This window comes from Micromonospora sp. NPDC049257 (genome assembly GCF_040678915.1).
Classification (GTDB): Bacteria; Actinomycetota; Actinomycetes; order Mycobacteriales; family Micromonosporaceae; genus Micromonospora; species Micromonospora antibiotica.
Genome location: NZ_JBFAQU010000024.1, coordinates 46,500 through 63,247, shown reverse-complemented (window position 1 = coordinate 63,247; position 16,748 = coordinate 46,500). Strand labels below are relative to the sequence as shown.

The 16,748-nt window shown below is 73.8% G+C and carries 16 protein-coding genes and 1 riboswitch; of the genes, 12 read left to right on the top strand and 4 right to left on the bottom strand.

Annotated elements, in window-relative coordinates:
* Positions 1-17 precede the first annotated feature (17 nt).
* From AB0K25_RS26025 to AB0K25_RS26005, 5 genes are all read left to right on the top strand, one after another.
* Complete coding sequence (locus tag AB0K25_RS26025) at positions 18-1,988, top strand: primosomal protein N' (protein ID WP_308291083.1); 1,971 nt, start codon at positions 18-20, stop codon at positions 1,986-1,988.
* A gap of 190 nt (positions 1,989-2,178) precedes the next feature.
* Positions 2,179-3,162, top strand: coding sequence for an AAA family ATPase (locus tag AB0K25_RS26020; RefSeq protein ID WP_208570168.1), 984 nt, complete (start codon positions 2,179-2,181; stop codon positions 3,160-3,162).
* A gap of 111 nt (positions 3,163-3,273) precedes the next feature.
* Positions 3,274-3,834: a peptide deformylase gene (gene def / locus AB0K25_RS26015; protein WP_208570169.1), complete on the top strand. Its 561-nt coding sequence runs from the start codon at positions 3,274-3,276 to the stop codon at positions 3,832-3,834.
* Between the two features lie 7 nt (positions 3,835-3,841).
* Entirely contained in the window at positions 3,842-4,768 is a 927-nt protein-coding gene (gene fmt, locus AB0K25_RS26010; RefSeq protein WP_357535824.1) for a methionyl-tRNA formyltransferase, read from the top strand.
* On the top strand, positions 4,765-6,303 hold the full coding sequence (locus AB0K25_RS26005) for an RsmB/NOP family class I SAM-dependent RNA methyltransferase (RefSeq protein ID WP_308291084.1): 1,539 nt from the start codon (positions 4,765-4,767) through the stop codon (positions 6,301-6,303). The genes fmt and AB0K25_RS26005 overlap by 4 nt, the downstream gene beginning before the upstream one ends.
* A gap of 148 nt (positions 6,304-6,451) precedes the next feature.
* Here the strand turns inward: AB0K25_RS26005 and AB0K25_RS26000 are convergent, their stop codons facing one another.
* A complete protein-coding gene (locus AB0K25_RS26000; protein WP_219469735.1) occupies positions 6,452-7,342 on the bottom strand; it encodes a septum formation family protein in 891 nt (296 codons plus the stop codon).
* A gap of 258 nt (positions 7,343-7,600) precedes the next feature.
* Between AB0K25_RS26000 and rpe the strand changes: the two genes are divergently transcribed.
* The 7 genes from rpe (at position 7,601) to ribH (ending at position 13,836) form a co-directional block, all read left to right on the top strand.
* On the top strand, positions 7,601-8,281 hold the full coding sequence (rpe, locus tag AB0K25_RS25995; protein ID WP_219469740.1) for a ribulose-phosphate 3-epimerase: 681 nt from the start codon (positions 7,601-7,603) through the stop codon (positions 8,279-8,281).
* Between the two features lies 1 nt (position 8,282).
* Entirely contained in the window at positions 8,283-9,242 is a 960-nt protein-coding gene (locus AB0K25_RS25990; protein ID WP_308291085.1) for a response regulator, read from the top strand.
* 62 nt (positions 9,243-9,304) lie between these two features.
* Positions 9,305-9,474, top strand: a riboswitch (FMN riboswitch).
* A gap of 140 nt (positions 9,475-9,614) precedes the next feature.
* Positions 9,615-10,676 (top strand): bifunctional diaminohydroxyphosphoribosylaminopyrimidine deaminase/5-amino-6-(5-phosphoribosylamino)uracil reductase RibD, encoded by a 1,062-nt coding sequence (gene ribD / locus AB0K25_RS25985; RefSeq protein WP_219469743.1) that lies wholly within the window; start codon positions 9,615-9,617, stop codon positions 10,674-10,676.
* Position 10,677: 1 nt separating this feature from the next.
* Positions 10,678-11,370 carry a riboflavin synthase gene (locus AB0K25_RS25980; RefSeq protein ID WP_255597958.1) on the top strand — a complete coding sequence of 231 codons (693 nt, stop codon included), beginning with the start codon at positions 10,678-10,680 and terminating at the stop codon, positions 11,368-11,370.
* Positions 11,367-12,062, top strand: coding sequence for a nicotinamide riboside transporter PnuC (gene pnuC, locus AB0K25_RS25975; protein WP_208570175.1), 696 nt, complete (start codon positions 11,367-11,369; stop codon positions 12,060-12,062). The genes AB0K25_RS25980 and pnuC overlap by 4 nt, the downstream gene beginning before the upstream one ends.
* A complete protein-coding gene (locus tag AB0K25_RS25970) occupies positions 12,059-13,336 on the top strand; it encodes a bifunctional 3,4-dihydroxy-2-butanone-4-phosphate synthase/GTP cyclohydrolase II (RefSeq protein ID WP_363823216.1) in 1,278 nt (425 codons plus the stop codon). The genes pnuC and AB0K25_RS25970 overlap by 4 nt, the downstream gene beginning before the upstream one ends.
* A gap of 2 nt (positions 13,337-13,338) precedes the next feature.
* A complete protein-coding gene (gene ribH, locus AB0K25_RS25965) occupies positions 13,339-13,836 on the top strand; it encodes a 6,7-dimethyl-8-ribityllumazine synthase (RefSeq protein WP_219470879.1) in 498 nt (165 codons plus the stop codon).
* A 191-nt stretch (positions 13,837-14,027) separates the two neighbouring features.
* Here the strand turns inward: ribH and AB0K25_RS25960 are convergent, their stop codons facing one another.
* From AB0K25_RS25960 to AB0K25_RS25950, 3 genes are read right to left on the bottom strand one after another with little or no spacing between them, the layout of a single operon-like run.
* Positions 14,028-14,771 carry an amino acid ABC transporter ATP-binding protein gene (locus tag AB0K25_RS25960; protein ID WP_219469749.1) on the bottom strand — a complete coding sequence of 248 codons (744 nt, stop codon included), beginning with the start codon at positions 14,769-14,771 and terminating at the stop codon, positions 14,028-14,030.
* A 1-nt stretch (position 14,772) separates the two neighbouring features.
* Positions 14,773-15,642, bottom strand: a complete 870-nt coding sequence (locus tag AB0K25_RS25955; protein WP_219469753.1) for an amino acid ABC transporter permease — start codon at positions 15,640-15,642, stop codon at positions 14,773-14,775.
* A gap of 5 nt (positions 15,643-15,647) precedes the next feature.
* The gene (locus tag AB0K25_RS25950) at positions 15,648-16,517 is read right to left on the bottom strand and encodes a transporter substrate-binding domain-containing protein (RefSeq protein WP_208570179.1); all 870 of its coding nucleotides are present in this window, start codon (positions 16,515-16,517) and stop codon (positions 15,648-15,650) included.
* Positions 16,518-16,748 lie beyond the last annotated feature (231 nt).

Sequence of the window (16,748 nt, the reverse complement as noted above, 5' to 3'; positions counted from 1 at the left end):
CGGTCGCGCGGGTTTGCGTGGACGTCCCGCTGCCGCACCTCGACCGGCCCTTCGACTATCTGGTCCCCGCCGGCCTGGCCGCCGACGCGGTCCCCGGGGTGCGGGTCAAGGTGCGCTTCGCCGGTCAGCTGGTCGACGGGTGGCTGCTGGAGCGGGTCGACGCCTCGGCGCACGGCGGCAGGTTGGCCTACCTGGAGAAGGTGGTCTCCGCGGAGCCGGTGCTGGCCGCCGAGGTGGCCCGGCTGGCCCGGGCGGTCGCCGACCGGTACGCCGGCAACCTCGCCGACGTGCTCCGGCTGGCCGTGCCGCCCCGGCACGCCCGGGTCGAGAAGGAACCCCACACCGCCCCCGAGCCGCCTGTCTCCGATCCGACAGTCGCCGATCCGACAGTTCCCGTTCCGGGCGGCGGCCCGGCGGCGCGGCGGCGGGCGGTACCCGACCCGCGCGGGTGGCGGGAATACCCGGCCGGCCCGGCCTACCTGACGGCGCTCGCCGACGGGCGGGCCCCCCGGGCCGTGTGGTCGGCGCTGGCCGGGGAGGACTGGGCGGCCCGGTACGCCGACGCGGTCGCCGCCACCCTCGCCGGTGGCCGGGGCGCCCTGGTGGTGGTCGCCGACGCCCGGGACCTCGACCGGCTCGACGCGGCGTTGACCGCGCTGCTCGGCCCGGGGCGGCACGTGACCCTCTCCGCCGCGCTCGGCCCGGCCCGCCGCTACCGGGCCTTCCTGGCCGTCCGGCGGGGCGACGTGCCGGTGGTGATCGGCACCCGGGCCGCCATGTTCGCCCCCGTCGACCGGCTGGGTCTGGTGGCGATCTGGGACGACGGCGACGACCTGCACGCCGAGCCGCGCGCCCCCTACCCGCATGCCCGGGAGGTGCTGCTCACCCGGGCCCGGCTCGGCGAGGCCGCCGCTCTGGTCGGTGGCTGGACCCGGACCGCCGAGGGGCAGCTGCTGGTGGAGACCGGGTGGGCCCGTGAGGTGGTGGCGGACCGGGCGACCCTGCGGGCGCGTACCCCGGCGATCGCCCCGACCGGGGACGACCCGCAGCTGGCCCGCGACCCGGGCGCGGCGACGGCCCGGCTGCCCAGCCTGGCCTGGACCACCGCCCGGGACACCCTGCGCGCGGACGCGCCGGTGCTGGTCCAGGTGCCCCGCCGGGGCTACCTGCCGTCGGTCTCCTGCGCCGACTGCCGGACCCCGGCGCGCTGCCCGCACTGCGCCGGTCCGCTGGCGTTGCGCGCCGCCGACGCCCCGCCGGCCTGCCGGTGGTGCGGCCGGGTCGCCGCCGCGTACGCCTGCCCGCAGTGCGGGGGGCGGCGGCTGCGGGCGGCGGTCACCGGGGCCCGGCGGACCGCCGAGGAGCTGGGCCGGGCCTTTCCCGGGGTGCCGGTGCGCACCTCGGGCCGCGACGAGGTGCTGACCGACGTCCCGGCCGGCGCGAGCCTGGTCGTCGCCACCCCCGGCGCCGAGCCGGTGGCCGAGGGTGGGTACGGCGCGGTCCTGCTGCTGGACTCCTGGGCCCTGCTCACCCGGGCCGATCTGCGGGCCGGCGAGGAGACGCTGCGCCGGTGGCTGTCCGCCGCCGCCCTGGCCCGGCCCGCCCCGGCCGGTGGCAAGGTGGTGGTGGTCGCCGACGGCGCGCTCGCCCCGGTGCAGGCGTTGCTGCGGTGGGACCCGGGCTGGTTCGCCGCCCGGGAGCTGGCCGAGCGTCGGGAGCTGGGTTTCCCCCCGGCGGTGAAGATGGCCAGCGTCACCGGCGGCGCGGAGGCGGTGGCCGACCTGCTGGCGCAGGCCCGGCTGCCCGACGGGGCGGAGGTGCTCGGCCCGGTCCCGGCCGATCAGGACCGGGAGCGGATGCTGGTCCGGGTGCCCCGGTCCCGGGCCGCCGCGCTGGCCGAGGCGCTGCACACCGCCGCCGGGGTACGCAGCGCCCGCCGGGCCGCCGACCCGGTCCGCCTCCAGGTCGACCCGCTCAGCCTTTTCTGAGTCACCAGTCAGCTTTGGAGTGCACCTGGCCAGTCGTCCGTCGCACACCGCGTGCGGCGGGAGGCGATGGGCCGCGTGATAGCATCGCCCGTCATACCCGGGCGCACGATGGCGCGACGAAGGCGCAAACGCGTCGGGCCGACGCCGGATCGATGAAGTCAAGCAGCCGGTGAGCAGGGGTGGGTCAGTCGTGACCGTTCGTCAGTCGATCGTCTTCAACGGTGACCTCGGCAGCGGCAAGAGCACCGTCTCCGTCGAGATCGCCCAGCGGTTGGGCCTGCGCCGGGTCAGCGTCGGTGACCTCTACCGGCAGATGGCGCAGGAGCGGCAGATGACCGCCCTCCAGCTCAACCTGCACGCCGAGCTGGACCAGGCCGTCGACGGCTACGTCGACCAGCTCCAACGCGACATCGCCGCCTCCGGCGAGTCGCTGGTGATGGACTCCCGGCTGGCCTGGCACTTCTTCACCCACGCGCTCAAGGTCCACATGATCACCGAGCCGGCCGAGGCGGCCCGCCGGGTGCTGCTGCGCCCCTCCGGCCCGGCGGAGAGCTACACCTCGCTGGACGAGGCGGAGGCCAAGCTGCGCGAACGCAGCGAGAGCGAGCGCAACCGGTTCATCCTGCGTTACGGCGTCGACAAGGCCCGGCTGCGCAACTACGACCTGGTCTGCGACACGACCCGCGCCTCCGCCGAGGAGGTCATCACCCACATCGTCGACGTGTACGAGGGCCGCCTCGGTGCCGACGTGCTGCGTGACGCCCCGCCGCTGCTGCTGCTGGACCCGGCCCGGGTCTACCCGACCGAGGACGTCGCCACCCTGCGCGGGCTCGACGGGTCCGAGTTCGTCGGCGGGCTGGCGGCGGCCGGCGACGAGGCGCTCGAACCGCTGCGGATCGGCTTCACCGGCGAGTACTTCTTCGTCGTCGACGGGCACCGCCGGCTCAGCGCCGCCCTGCGCAACGGGTTCTCCCTGGTGCCGGCGCAACTGGTCGCCGAGGTGGACGAGCCGGTCGTCGGGCAGACCAGCGCCGTCGACTACTTCGCCGCCCACGTGCGCCCGAGCCTCGTGCACGACTGGGAGGCCGCCCACGGCACCCGGCTCCCGCTGCCCGCGCACGCCCTGCTCGGCGACCACGCGGTGCTGGCCGGCGAACCGGGCGCCAACGCCTGACGCCGGCGTCAGCGGCACCATCCCGACCCGTCGCGGTACGCCGGCCGACACCACCTCGGCACTCCGTAGACTGGTACGGCACCACGCCGTCCAACGAAGGAGCCACCCCGCGTGACCGTCCAGCCCATCCGTCTGTTCGGGGACCCGGTGCTGCGCACGCCGGCCGATCCGGTCGTCGACTTCGACGTCGAGCTGCGTAGGCTCATCGCCGACCTCACCGACACGATGCGTGACCGTGGCGGCGCCGGGCTGGCCGCCCCCCAGCTCGGGGTGGGCCTGCGGGTCTTCACCTTCGAGGTGGACGACGTGCTCGGCCACCTGGTCAACCCGGTGCTGGAGTTCCCCGACACCGAGGAGCAGGACGGCCCGGAGGGCTGTCTGTCCATCCCCGGGCTCTACTTCGACACCAAGCGCCGGCAGAACGTCGTCGCCAAGGGCTACAACGGCTACGGCGACCCGTTGCAGATCGTCGGCACCGGGCTGATGGCGCGCTGTGTCCAGCACGAGACCGACCACCTCGACGGGGTGCTCTTCCTCGACCGGTTGGACCCCGCCGGGCGCAAGGAGGCGATGAAGGCGATCCGCCAGGCCGACTGGTACGACGACGCCGCCCCACCCACCGTCAAGGTCAGCCCGCACGCCGCCGGTGGCCCCTTCGGTCTGGGCCGGTGACCCGCCGATGCGTCTGATCTTCGCCGGCACCCCGGCGGTCGCCGTCCCCGCCCTGGCCGCCGTGCACGCCTCCGGGCACGACCTGGTGGCCGTGGTGACCCGCCCCGACGCCCCCGCCGGACGGGGCCGGGGGGTGCTCCGCTCACCCGTCGGCGCCTGGGCCGACGAGCACGGCGTCGAGGTGCTCACCCCCGCCCGGCCCCGGGAGCCCGAGTTCCTCGACCGGCTCGGCGCGCTGGCACCCGACTGCGTGCCGGTCGTCGCGTACGGCGCGCTGGTGCCCCCGGCGGCGCTGGAGATCCCCCGGTTCGGCTGGATCAACCTGCACTTCTCGCTGCTGCCCGCGTGGCGGGGCGCGGCACCCGTGCAGCACGCGGTGCTGCACGGCGACGAGCTGACCGGGGCCAGCGTCTTCCAGCTGGAACAGGGGCTGGACACCGGCCCGGTCTACGGCACCCTCACCGACGAGATCCGCCCCACCGACACCTCCGGCGACCTGCTGGAGCGGCTCGCCCACTCCGGCGCCGGGCTGCTGGTGGCCGTCCTGGACGCGATCGAGGCGGGCACCGCCCGGGCCGAACCGCAGCCCGCCGACGGGGTGTCGCTGGCCCCGAAACTGACCGTGGACGACGCCCGGGTGCGCTGGACCGACCCCGCCTTCGCGGTGGACCGTCGGATCCGCGCCTGCACCCCGGCCCCCGGCCCGTGGACGACCTTCCGGGGCGAGCGGGTCAAGCTCGGCCCGGTCACCCCGGTCGGCAACGGCCCCGAACTGAAGCCTGGAGAACTGCTGGTGGAGAAGTCCCGCGTGCTGGCCGGCACGGCGACCGTACCCGTTCAACTCGGTGAGGTGCGCGCAGCCGGCAAGCGGGCGATGCCGGCGGCCGACTGGGCGCGCGGCGTGCGGGCCGGTGCCGGGGAGGAACTCGCGTGACCGGGCCGACGCAACGACCCGAGCGCCCTGTCGACGGCGGGCGACGTGAGCAACGCGGCGACGACCGGCGACCTGATCGGCCGAGTGGCGGCTTCCGGGGGGACCGCACCGCCCGTACCGGCGGCTGGGGTGGCCGGGACGACACGCGGGGCGGGCGGCCGGGCCGCCCGGTCCGCCCGGCCGTGGACCTGCCCCGGTACGCGGCGTACCAGGCGGTCGCGGCGGTGCACCGCGACGACGCGTACGCCAACCTGGTGTTGCCGGTGATCCTGCGCGAGCAGGGACTGACCGGTCGGGACGCCGCCTTCGCCACCGAGCTGACCTACGGCACGCTGCGTCAGCTCGGCACCCTGGACACCATCCTCACCGCCGCGGCCGGCCGGGACGTCGAGCGGATCGACCCGCCGGTGCGTGACGCGCTGCGGCTCGGGGCCTACCAGCTGCTGCACACCCGGGTGCCGGCGCACGCCGCCGTGTCGTCCACGGTCGACCTGGTCCGCACCGTGGGGGAGGGGGCCACCGGGTTCGCCAACGCGGTGCTGCGCGAGGTGGCCGGCCAGGACCTCGACGCCTGGGTGACCAAGCTCGCTCCGTCCCCGACGGCCGACCCGATCGGCCACCTGGCCGTGACCTACAGCCACCCGCAGTGGATCGTGCGGGCCTTCGCCGACGCCCTCGACGGTGACCTGGGTGAGGTCACCCGGCTGCTGATCGAGGACAACGAGCGCCCGCCGGTGCACCTGTGTGCCCGTCCCGGCCGGGCCGACCCGGTCGAGCTGGCCGACGAGGTCGGCGGCGCTCCGGGCGCGTTCTCCCCGTACGCGGTCTACCTGGCCGGTGGGGCCCCCGGTGACCTGCCGGCGCTGGCCGACGGTCGGGCCCACGTGCAGGACGAGGGCTCCCAGTTGGTGGCGAACGCGCTGGCGGCGGGCCCGCTGGACGGCCCCGACGGGCGCTGGCTGGATCTGTGCGCCGGCCCCGGCGGCAAGGCCGGGCTGCTCGGTGCGCTCGCCGCGCAGCGGGGCGCCCGGGTGACCGCGGTCGAGGTGTCCGAGCACCGGGCCCGGCTGGTCGAACAGGCCACCCGGGGGTTGCCGGTGAACGTGCTGCACACCGACGGGCGCACCGTCGGGGCGGACCCGAAACTGCCGGAGGGGCACTTCGACCGGGTGCTGGTCGACGCCCCGTGCACCGGGTTGGGTTCGCTGCGTCGTCGGCCGGAGTCGCGCTGGCGGCGGCAGCCGTCGGACCTGCCTCCGTTGACCCGGTTGCAGCGGGAGCTGCTCGCCGCCGCGCTGCGGGCGACCCGCCCGGGTGGTCTGGTCGCCTATGTGACCTGTTCCCCGCACACCGTGGAGACGCACGTGACGGTCACCGAGGCCGCCCGTCGCGCCGGGGTGCCGGCGGACTTCGTGGACGCCCGTACCCTGCTCCCGTCCGGCATGCCCGGCCTGGGCGACGGCCCCACCGTCCAACTCTGGCCCCACCGCCACGGCACCGACGCCATGTTCCTGGCCGTCCTCCGCCGCAACTAACCCACCCCAAACCCCACCCCCACCCACCCTCACCACCCCCGCCTGACCTCGGTGATCAAGAGGTTTACGTCACCCGCCAGCGCGATCCTGACGTAAACCTCTTGATCAACTCGGGTGGGGGAGGGGGGTGGGGGGTGGGGGGGTGGGGTTAGGTGATGGGGAGGCCTTTGGGGCCGGCGCCGCGCATCGAGCGGGTCAGTTTGCGGTCGTCGCTCCAGAGGAAGCAGCGGATGCCGCGGTCGCCCTCCTCCCACTCCCGCTGCGACGGCGGATAGAAGATCGACCCGGCCCGGTACGGCAACTCGCTGTTGTTGGGGACCTCGGCGAAACCGGCGATCAGCGCCATGCACCGCCGGTGCACCCGCTGGTTGGCGCGACTGAAATCGGCCCAGCTCAGGTCGCTGCGTTCCAGGTAGACGCCGACGAACTCGGCGCGGTGCGGCTCGGAGCACAGCACCGGGGCCATGTAGTTGAGGTTGTTGCCGATCAGCTTGGGATCGAAGCAGCGGTGGCTGAGCGGGTTGTCACCGACCATCGCCCCGCGCAGGCTGCCGACCCGGTTGACCGGCCGGGTGTTGTCGATGCTGTCGGTCTCGCTGAGGTCGCACCGGAACCAGCGGGCCCCGCTGTTCCACGCCGAGTTGGACGGCAGCGCGATGTTCATCGTGAGCCGGGCCGAGTGCCAGTCACCGCCGAGCACGGCCCGGGCCCGCTGGTCGCACTCGGTGCGGGCGGGACGCAGCGCGGCGGAGCCCGGCTCGGGCCGCTCGCCCCGGGTCACCGCGCCGGTGAAGGTACCGACGTGGACGGCCTCGGCCAGGTGGCTGCGCGCACAGTCCACCGTCTCGTAGGTGCCGGCCTGCACGACGGGGGTGATCCGGGGCAGGCAGGCGTCGGTGGCGGGCACGAACGACTGGGCCACCGGGAGCACCGGCCAGTCGTCGAGCAGGTCGCCGTCGGCGCTGTGCTGCGACACGCAGCCGCTGAGTGACACCGTCACCGCGCCGGCCACCGCCACCGCCACGAACCACCGTCGCATCGTTCGCCCTTCCCGCGCCATGACGGTCCGTCGCCGTGCCCCATGTGGCGTCACCCGTCGACGGGCGAGCAGCATACGTGACCATCCCTGATGGAGTGTCGTCATTTCGGTGCCGTTCGGCCAGTCGCCACCGGCCATTCGTCCCGCACTCCCGCCGAAGGGAGCCGATGCTGCACCGTGGGTCACGCCTGGATCACAGGGCGTCGCTCATGGTGCCGTGCTGTCCGCGGCGGATGGCCGCGTTCGTACACTTGCCCTGTGACCGTACCGCCGTCGATCATCGCGCCCAGCATCCTCGCCGCCGATTTCGCCCGCCTCGCCGATGAAGTCCGCGCCGTCGAGGACGCCGCGGACTGGCTGCACGTCGACGTGATGGACAACCACTTCGTGCCCAACCTGACCATCGGCCTGCCCGTGGTACAGAGCCTGCGGGCGGTGACCCGGCTCCCCTTCGACGTGCACCTCATGATCACCGACCCGCGGCGGTGGGCCCCCGGGTACGCCGACGCCGGCGCGTACAACGTCACCTTCCACGCCGAGGCGTGCGACGACCCGGTGGCCCTGGCCAAGGACCTGCGCTCGGCCGGCGCCAGGGCCGGGCTGGCCATCGACCGGGACACCCCGATCGAGCCGTACCTCGACCTGCTGCCCAGCTTCGACACCCTGCTGATCATGACGATCAAGGCCGGTTTCGGCGGGCAACGGTTCATCCCGCAGCTGCTCGACAAGGTGCGGGTGGCCCGGCGGCACGTCGACAGCGGCCACCTGGAGCTGCGCATCGAGGTCGACGGCGGGATCGCCGCCGACACCATCGAGCAGGCCGCGGCGGCCGGCGCGGACGCCTTCGTGGCCGGCACCGCCGTGTACGGGGCGGCCGACCCGGCCGAGGCGGTCCGCCGCCTGCGCGGGCTCGCGGAGCGCGCTGCCCCCGGGGCCTGAGGTGGAACCCGCAGGCGACCGTCCCGACGTGATCCTGGTCGTCGACGACGACGAGGACATCGCCCGCTTCGTCGAGTTCAACCTGCGGCTGCACGGCTTCGAGGTGCTGCATGCCGGTGACGGTCAGGAGGCCCTCGACATGGTCGAGCGGCACCGGCCGGACCTGGCCGTGGTGGACCTGATGATGCCGCGCATCGACGGCCTGGAACTGACCCGGAGACTGCGGGCCAACCCGATCACCTCGGCGCTGCCGGTGATCATGTTGACCGCCAAGGGCATGACCGTGGACAAGGTGCACGGGCTCAGCGCCGGTGCCGACGACTATCTGGTGAAACCGTTCGACACCGCCGAGCTGGTGGCCCGGGTCAGTTCCACGCTGCGCCGCAACAAGGAGTTCCGCGAGGTCTCCCCGCTGACCGGCCTGCCCGGCAACAGCCGCATCCGCCGGGAGATCAGCGACCGGGTCCGCAGCGGCGTCGACTACGCCGTCGGCTACATCGACATCGACCGGTTCAAGAGCGTCAACGACCGGTACGGCTTCGTCCGGGGCGACGAGTTCATCTCCGCGCTGGCCCGCAGCCTGCACCGGGCGGTGGTGGCGATCGGGCTGCCGCCGGCCTTCCTCGGTCACGTCGGCGGCGACGACTTCGTGATCGTCTGCGCCCCCGAGCAGATCCGCCCGCTGACCTCCCGGGCCGTGGTCGACTTCGAGAAGTCCGCCGACACCCTCTACGACCCGACGGACCGGGAGCGCGGCTTCGTCGAGCTGAAGGACCGCCGGGGCAACATCCGGCGGGCCGCCCTGGTCACGCTGTCGATCGGCGTTTCGCTCTCGGACGCCCGCAAACGCTTCACCGACCCCCTGGACGCGATCGCCGTGGCCAGTGAGATGAAAACGGTCGCCAAGAGCCAACCGGGGTCATACGTCGCGGTGGACCGCCGCCGCGCCGACGGGGTGTGAAGTAGCACGCTGGAGGTGGCGGACCTCCCGGGGTGACGTGTAAGACTTCGCATGTACCCACCACGCGCTGGCGGGGCTCGGTGAAATTCCGAACCGGCGGTGATCCACGTAACAGTGGTAAGCCCGCGACCCGGACGGCTGTGCCGCCCGGTGGACCTGGTGAGAATCCGGGGCCGACGGTGGGGGAGCGGTCCGTCCGCACCCCCGACAGTCCGGATGGGAGACAGCGCGCGGGCGGGGCGGGCCTGCGCGGGCGTCATCCGGCCGCGCGTGGGCTCCCCCGGGGGCGGCCCTGCCGTTCCCGGTTCCGCCGCCGCCTGCCCGTTCCTCCCGTACCGCCCGCGCGCGGACCGGCGAGGGAGAGGGCAGGGCATGGGCGGCGTCTCTGTGGACGAGGCGATGCGTCGTGCCATCGAGCTGGGTGCCCGGGGCCTCGGCACCACCAGCCCCAACCCGGTCGTCGGCTGTGTGCTGCTCGACGCGGACGGCACGGTCGTCGGGGAGGGCTTCCATGCCTACACCGGCGGGCCGCACGCCGAGATCGTCGCGCTCGCCCAGGCCGGTGAGCGGGCCCGGGGCGGCACCGCCGTGGTCACCCTGGAACCCTGCGACCACACCGGTCGTACCGGCCCGTGCAGTCACGCGCTGATCCGCGCCGGCATCGCCCGGGTCGTCGTCGCCGTGCCCGACCCCAACCCGGTCGCCTCGGGTGGTGCCGCCACCCTGCGCGCCGCCGGGGTGCGGGTCGAGTTCGGGGTACGCGCCGACGAGGCCGAGGCCGGCAACGTCGCCTGGCTGACCTCGATGCGGCGCGGCTGGCCGTACCTCATCTGGAAGTACGCCGCCACCCTCGACGGCCGGTCGGCGGCGGTCGACGGCAGCAGCATGTGGATCACCTCCGAGGCCGCCCGGATGGACGTGCACGCGCTGCGCGGCACCGTGGACGCGGTGATCGCCGGGGTCGGCACCGTGCTCACCGACGATCCCCGGCTGACCGCCCGTAACCTGCGCGACGGCACCCTGGCCATCCGGCAGCCGCTGCGGGTGGTGGTGGACAGCGCGGGGCGTACCCCGGCCGACGCCCGGGTCCGCGACGGTGCCGCCCGCACCTGGATCGCCACCGTCGCGGAGGTCGGGGCCGGCCCGGACGGCCGGGTCGACCTGCCGGCCCTGCTGGCCGAACTGCACCACCGGGGGGTACGCGCCGCGCTGCTGGAGGGCGGCCCCCGGCTGGCCGGGGCGTTCCTCGCCGCCGGCCTGGTCGACCGGGTCGTCGGTTACGTCGCGCCGAAGCTGCTCGGGGGTGGCCCCACCGCATTGATCGACGCCGGTGTGACGACCATCGCCGACGCCATCGATCTGGAACTCACCGACGTTACCCGGGTCGGATCCGACCTGCGGATCACCGCGCTGCCCCGGAAGAGGGAGGCCTGACATGTTCACCGGCATCGTCGAGGAGTTGGGCGAGGTCGTCCGGATCGCCGACACGGGGGGTGACTCGGCGCTGGTCGCGATCCGCGGCCCGCTGGTCACCTCCGACGCCCGGCACGGCGACTCCATCGCGGTCAACGGGGTCTGCCTGACCGTGGTCGAGGTCGACGGCGGGGTGTTCACCGCCGACGTGATGGGGGAGACCCTGCGGCGTTCGGCGCTCGGCGGGCTGCACCCCGGTGACCCGGTCAACCTGGAGCGGGCCGCCGCGTTGAACAGTCGGCTCGGCGGACACCTGGTGCAGGGCCACGTCGACGGGGTCGGCGAGGTGCTCTCCCGGGAGCCGGCCGCGCAGTGGGAGACCCTGCGGTTCCGGCTCCCCGCCGCCCTGGCCCGGTACGTGGTGGAGAAGGGCTCGATCACCGTCGACGGGGTGTCGCTGACCGTGGCGGCGGTGGGCGACGACTGGTTCACCGTCGGGCTGATCCCCACCACCCTCAAGCTCACCACGCTCGGCGGTCGGGGCGTCGGTGCCCCGGTCAACCTGGAGGTGGACGTGTTGGCCAAGTACGTCGAACGTCTCCTCGGCACCCGCCTGCCCGGCGACGGCGCACCGCCGTCCGCAGGCCCCCACGGGCCGGTGGCCGGGAACGCCGGTGGCCCGGTGCTCCCGTCGGTCGGCGGGGGTGCGCGGTGACCGGCCCGATAGGTTGGCTGCTCGACGCCCAGGTGCAGGTCGTCGGTTCCCCGGTGCTCGTCCGGGAGATCGTCGGCAACGCCTTCGGGCTGGTCTCGGCGCTGCTCGGGTTGCGCCGGCTGGTCTGGGCCTGGCCGGTCGGCATGATCGGCAACGGGTTGCTGTTCACGGTCTTCCTCGGCGGCGTGTTCGCCACCCCGCAGGCGCACGACCTCTACGGCCAGGCCGGCCGGCAGGTCTTCTTCTTCGCGGTCAGCGTCTACGGCTGGTGGCGCTGGTCGAGCAACCGCCGCCAGGGTGGGGACGCCCCGGCGGTCACCCCCCGCTGGGCCACCGGCCGGGAACGGCTGGGCCTGCTGCTCGCCGCCGTCGTCGGCACCGCGCTGGGCTATCCGCTGCTGGCCGCGCTCGGCTCCTGGGGGCCGCTGCCGGACGCCTGGATCCTCACCGGCAGCCTGCTGGCCACCTACGGGATGGCCCGGGGCTGGGTGGAGTTCTGGCTGGTCTGGATCGCCGTGGACGCGGTCGGCGTACCGCTGCTGCTGCGCGGCGGTTTCTATCCCTCGGCGGCGATGTACCTGGTCTACGGCGCACTCTGCGGCTGGGGCTTCGCCGCCTGGTGGCGCACCTCGCGGGCCGCCCGTACGGCGTCCGCGCCGATCCCGCCCACCTACTCGGAGGTCGTGGCATGAGCACGCACGGTGTCACCTTTGCCCGCATCGAGGAGGCGGTGGCCGACATCGCCGCCGGCCGGCCCGTCGTGGTGGTCGACGACGAGGACCGGGAGAACGAGGGCGACCTGATCTTCGCCGCCGAGCTGGCCACCCCGGAGCTGCTCGCCTTCATGGTCCGCTGGACCTCCGGTTACGTCTGCGTACCGCTGACCGAGGCGGAGTGCGACCGGTTGGACCTGCCGCCGATGCACCACACCAACCAGGACCGGCGCGGCACCGCGTACACGGTGACCGTGGACGCCCGGGAGGGGGTCAGCACCGGCATCTCCGCAGCCGACCGGGCGCACACCATCCGGCTGCTCGCCGACCCCGGCACCGACCCGACGGATTTGGCCCGCCCCGGCCACGTGGTGCCGCTGCGCGCCCGTGCCGGCGGGGTGCTGCGCCGACCCGGGCACACCGAGGCGGCGGTCGACCTGACCCGGCTGGCCGGGCTGCGGCCCGCCGGGGTGCTCTGCGAGCTGGTCAACGACGACGGCACCATGATGCGGCTGCCGGATCTGGAAAAGTTCTGCGTCGAGCACTCGCTCACCCTGGTCACCATCGCCGACCTGGTCGCCTACCGGCGGCGGCACGAGAAGCAGGTCGAGCAGGTCGCCGAGGCCCGGATGCCCACCCCGTACGGGGTGTTCCGGGCGCTGGGCTACCGGGCCGAACACGACCCGGCCGAACACGTCGCGCTGGTCTTCGGCGAGTTGGGCGAGGGCGACGACGTGCTGGTCCGGGTGCACTCCGAGTGTCTCACCGGGGACGTCTTCGGGTCGCTGCGCTGCGACTGCGGGCCGCAGTTGCAGGCGTCGCTGGCCCGGGTCGTCCGGGAGGGGCGGGGCGTGGTGCTCTATGTGCGCGGCCACGAGGGGCGGGGCATCGGTCTGCTGCACAAACTCCAGGCGTACCAGCTCCAGGACCAGGGCCGCGACACCGTGGACGCGAACCTCGACCTGGGGTTGCCCGCCGACGCCCGGGACTACGGCACCGGCGCGCAGATCCTCTACGACCTGGGCGTGCGGTCGATGCGGCTGCTCACCAACAACCCGGCCAAGCGTGCCGGCCTGGAGGGGTACGGGCTGACCGTCACCGGCCGGGAGGGGCTGCCGGTCCGGCCGCACCCGGAGAACGTCCGCTACCTGCGGACCAAGCGGGACCGGATGGGCCATCTGTTGGACGAGCTGGACGAGGTGACCGAGGCCCCGATGGGCCGGCCGGTCCCCGGCGACGAGATCGGAGCATGACCATGGCGGGTTTCGGTGAACCGGGAGTGACCCCGGTGGACGCCACCGGGTTGACGGTCGGGGTGGTGGCCGCGCGTTGGCACGGCGAGCTGACCGACCACATGCTCGACCGGGCGGTGGCCGCCGCGCAGGCGTGCGGTGCGCGGGCCGTGACGGCCCGGGTGGCCGGCTCGGTGGAGCTGCCGGTGGTGGCGCAGGCCCTGGCCCGGCGCTGCGACGTGGTGGTGGCCCTGGGCGTGGTGGTGCGCGGTGCGACCGCCCACTTCGACTACGTCTGCCGGTCGGTGACCGACGGGCTGACCCGGGTCGCCCTGGACGAAGGCAAGCCGGTGGCGCACGGGGTGCTGACCGTGGAGACCCTCGACCAGGCCCGGGACCGGGCCGGGCTGCCCGGCTCGGCCGAGGACAAGGGCTGGTCGGCCACCGTCGCCGCCCTCGACGCCGCCCTGGCGATTCGTACCGCCACCACCAACCCCCACCGCGTCGGCTTCGCCCACTGACCACCCGCTGCCCGCCGGTGAGTTGCGCACCATTGACGCGGGACACGCCCCGCACATCCATCGACCGGCCGAGTTCCACGCCGCAGTACGGGCGTTCCTGGACCGCACCCTCGGCTGATCCCGGGTCCCGCTGTCGCGCTGGTCGGGAAGGGCCCCTTCCTATACGGAAGGCGCTGGTGAGGGGCCCTTCCTTACAGGCGGCCGGCGTCGATGATCCGCTTGAGGAACTGGCGGGTCCTCGGGTGGGTCGGCTCACCGAGCACCTGGGCGGGTGGCCCGGCCTCGACCACCCGACCGGCGTCGAGGAAACAGACCTGGTCGGCGACCTCCCGGGCGAAGCCCATCTCGTGGGTGGCCAGCACCATGGTCATCCCGGCGGACTTCAGGTCCCGGATCATCGCCAGCACCTCCCCGACCAGCTCCGGGTCGAGCGCCGAGGTGACCTCGTCGAGCAGCATCAGCCGGGGCGAGTTGGCCAGCGCCCGGACGATCGCCACCCGCTGCTGCTGGCCGCCGGAGAGCCGGTCCGGGTAGGCGTCGGCCTTCCCGCCCAGGCCCACCCGGTCGAGCAGTTCCCGGGCCTGCGCCTCGGCCTCGGCCCGCTCCCGCCGGTGCACCCGGCGCGGCGCGAGGGTGACGTTGTCCAGCACGCTCAGGTGCGGAAACAGGTTGTACGACTGGAAGACCATGCCGATGCGCCGGCGGACCCGGTCGGGGTCGACCCGGGGGTCGGAGATCTCCACGCCGTCCAGCTCGATGGTCCCGTCGTCCAGCTCCTCCAGCAGGTTGACGCAGCGCAGCAGGGTCGACTTGCCCGACCCGGACGCGCCGATCAGGGCGACCACCTGGTGTTCCTCGACGGTCAGGTCGAGCCCGTCGAGGACCACCTGACCGCCGAACTCCTTGCGCAGCCCCCGGCAGGTCAGCACGGCCATCTCAGCCTCCGGACTGGCGTCGGGCCGAGCGCAGCGTCACCCAGTCGGTGACCGCGATCAGCGGGATGGCGAGCAGCACGAACAGCACCCCGGCCAGGATGTAGGGGGTGTAGTTGAAGGTCTGCGCGGTGGCGATCTGCGCCGCCCGGACGGCGTCGATCGGGCCGGCCAGGGAGACCAGGCCGACGTCCTTCTGCAACGCCACCACGTCGTTGAGCAGCGGCGGCGCGACCCGTCGGACGGCCTGCGGCAGCACCACGTGCCGCATGGTCTGCCGGTAGGTCAGCCCCAGCGAGCGGGCCGCCGCGAGCTGGCTCGGGTGGACCGACTCGATGCCGGCCCGGAACACCTCCGCCAGGTAACCGCCGTAGGTGAGCACCAGCGCCAGCCCGCCGAGCACCAGCACCGGGGGCATCCCCTGCAACCGCAGGCCGGGCACGCCGAGGGTGAGCACGTACAGCACGATGATCAGCGGCAGACCCCGGAAGGTGTACGTGTAGCCCGCCGCGAGCGCGCGGACCGGGAAGAAGACCGGCCCGCGCAGGGTCCGCAGCAGCGCGATCAGCAGGCCGAGCAGCAGCGCCCCGACGGCGCAGCAGGCCAGCAGCCGGACGTTGAGCCACAGCCCGGCGAGCACGTCCGGCAGGGCTTCCAGGGCGATCTGCCGGTCGAGGAACGACCGGCGGACCCGGTCCCAGCCGGGCGCGCCGGTGACCGCGACGACCAGCAGCGTGCCGAGCACCGCCGTGGAGGCGGCGGCGACCAGCACGCTGCGGGTCGTCTGCCGACGCCGGTACGCGGCCCGCCGCCGCTGCGCCGTCGACGGGACGTGTCGCCGGGGCGCGGCCGGGCTGTCGTGGTGTGGTGACACCCGGCTCACTGGAGTTCGGTCGCCCCCGCCACCTGGGCGAGCCACTTCTGCTCCAGTTGCTTGAGCGTGCCGTCCCCGGAGAGTTCACCGACGGTCTTGCTGACGCACAGGGTGATCGGGGAGTCCTTGTCCAGCAGCAGCCCGAACGCCTCCGGCGCACCCACCTGCGGCAGCTGGCCGACGATGGTGGCTTCGGGCAGCTCCGACCCGGTGATGTAGAACGCGGTCGGCAGGTCGACCACCAGACCGTCGAGCTGACCGTTCTGCAGGGCCTTCTTGGCGTCGTCGTTGCTGTTGTAGACCTGCGGCTTCACCGTCGGCTTGATCAGCGCGGTGATCGCCTGGTAGCTGGTGGTGCCCACCTGGGCGCCGAGCTTGGCGTTCTTGAGGTCCGCCACCGACTTCTTCCCGGCGATCTTCGAGGACTTGAGCGCGATGACCGTCTGCCGCACCAGGTAGTACGGGGCGGAGAAGTCGACCGCCTGCTTGCGCTCCTCGGTGATGGAGAACTGGTTGATGTCGAAGTCGAAGGTCTTCGGGCCGGGGGCGATGGCGGTGTCGAACTTGACCCGGGTCCAGGTGACGTCCCCCCGGGCGTAGCCGAGCTTCTCCGCCACCGCGTACGCGACGGCGGCCTCGAAGCCCTCGCCGGTGTCCGGTTTGTTGCCCTTGAACCATGGTTCGTACGCGGGTTCGTCGGTGGCGACGGTGAGCTTGCCCGGCGTCCGGGTCTTCAGGCTGTCCTTGGCGCAGGTGGCCGCGGTGGGGACGGCGTCGGGGGTGGGGGTCACTTCCTGGGGTGCGCATCCGGCCACCGCGACGAGGAGAACGGCGGCGGTGGCGGCGGCGCGGGCACGTGAGCTACTGCTGACCATGGCCGCCAGGATAGAGAAGAGCGCCGATCCCTCGAAGGGTGTCCCATCAGGTAGATGAGAGATCGATGTCCAAACGTGTCCGGTCCGTTGCCGGCGTGCCGTCCGGTCGTCCCGGCTGGGCCGGCACGCCACCGGGCTGGCGGGCGCGTCCCAGCCTGCGGGAACCCGGCGTGGCCGGACGACTCGGCCGGACCCCGGAGCGCACGGCGTCGGGGGGCGGCTGGAAGAATC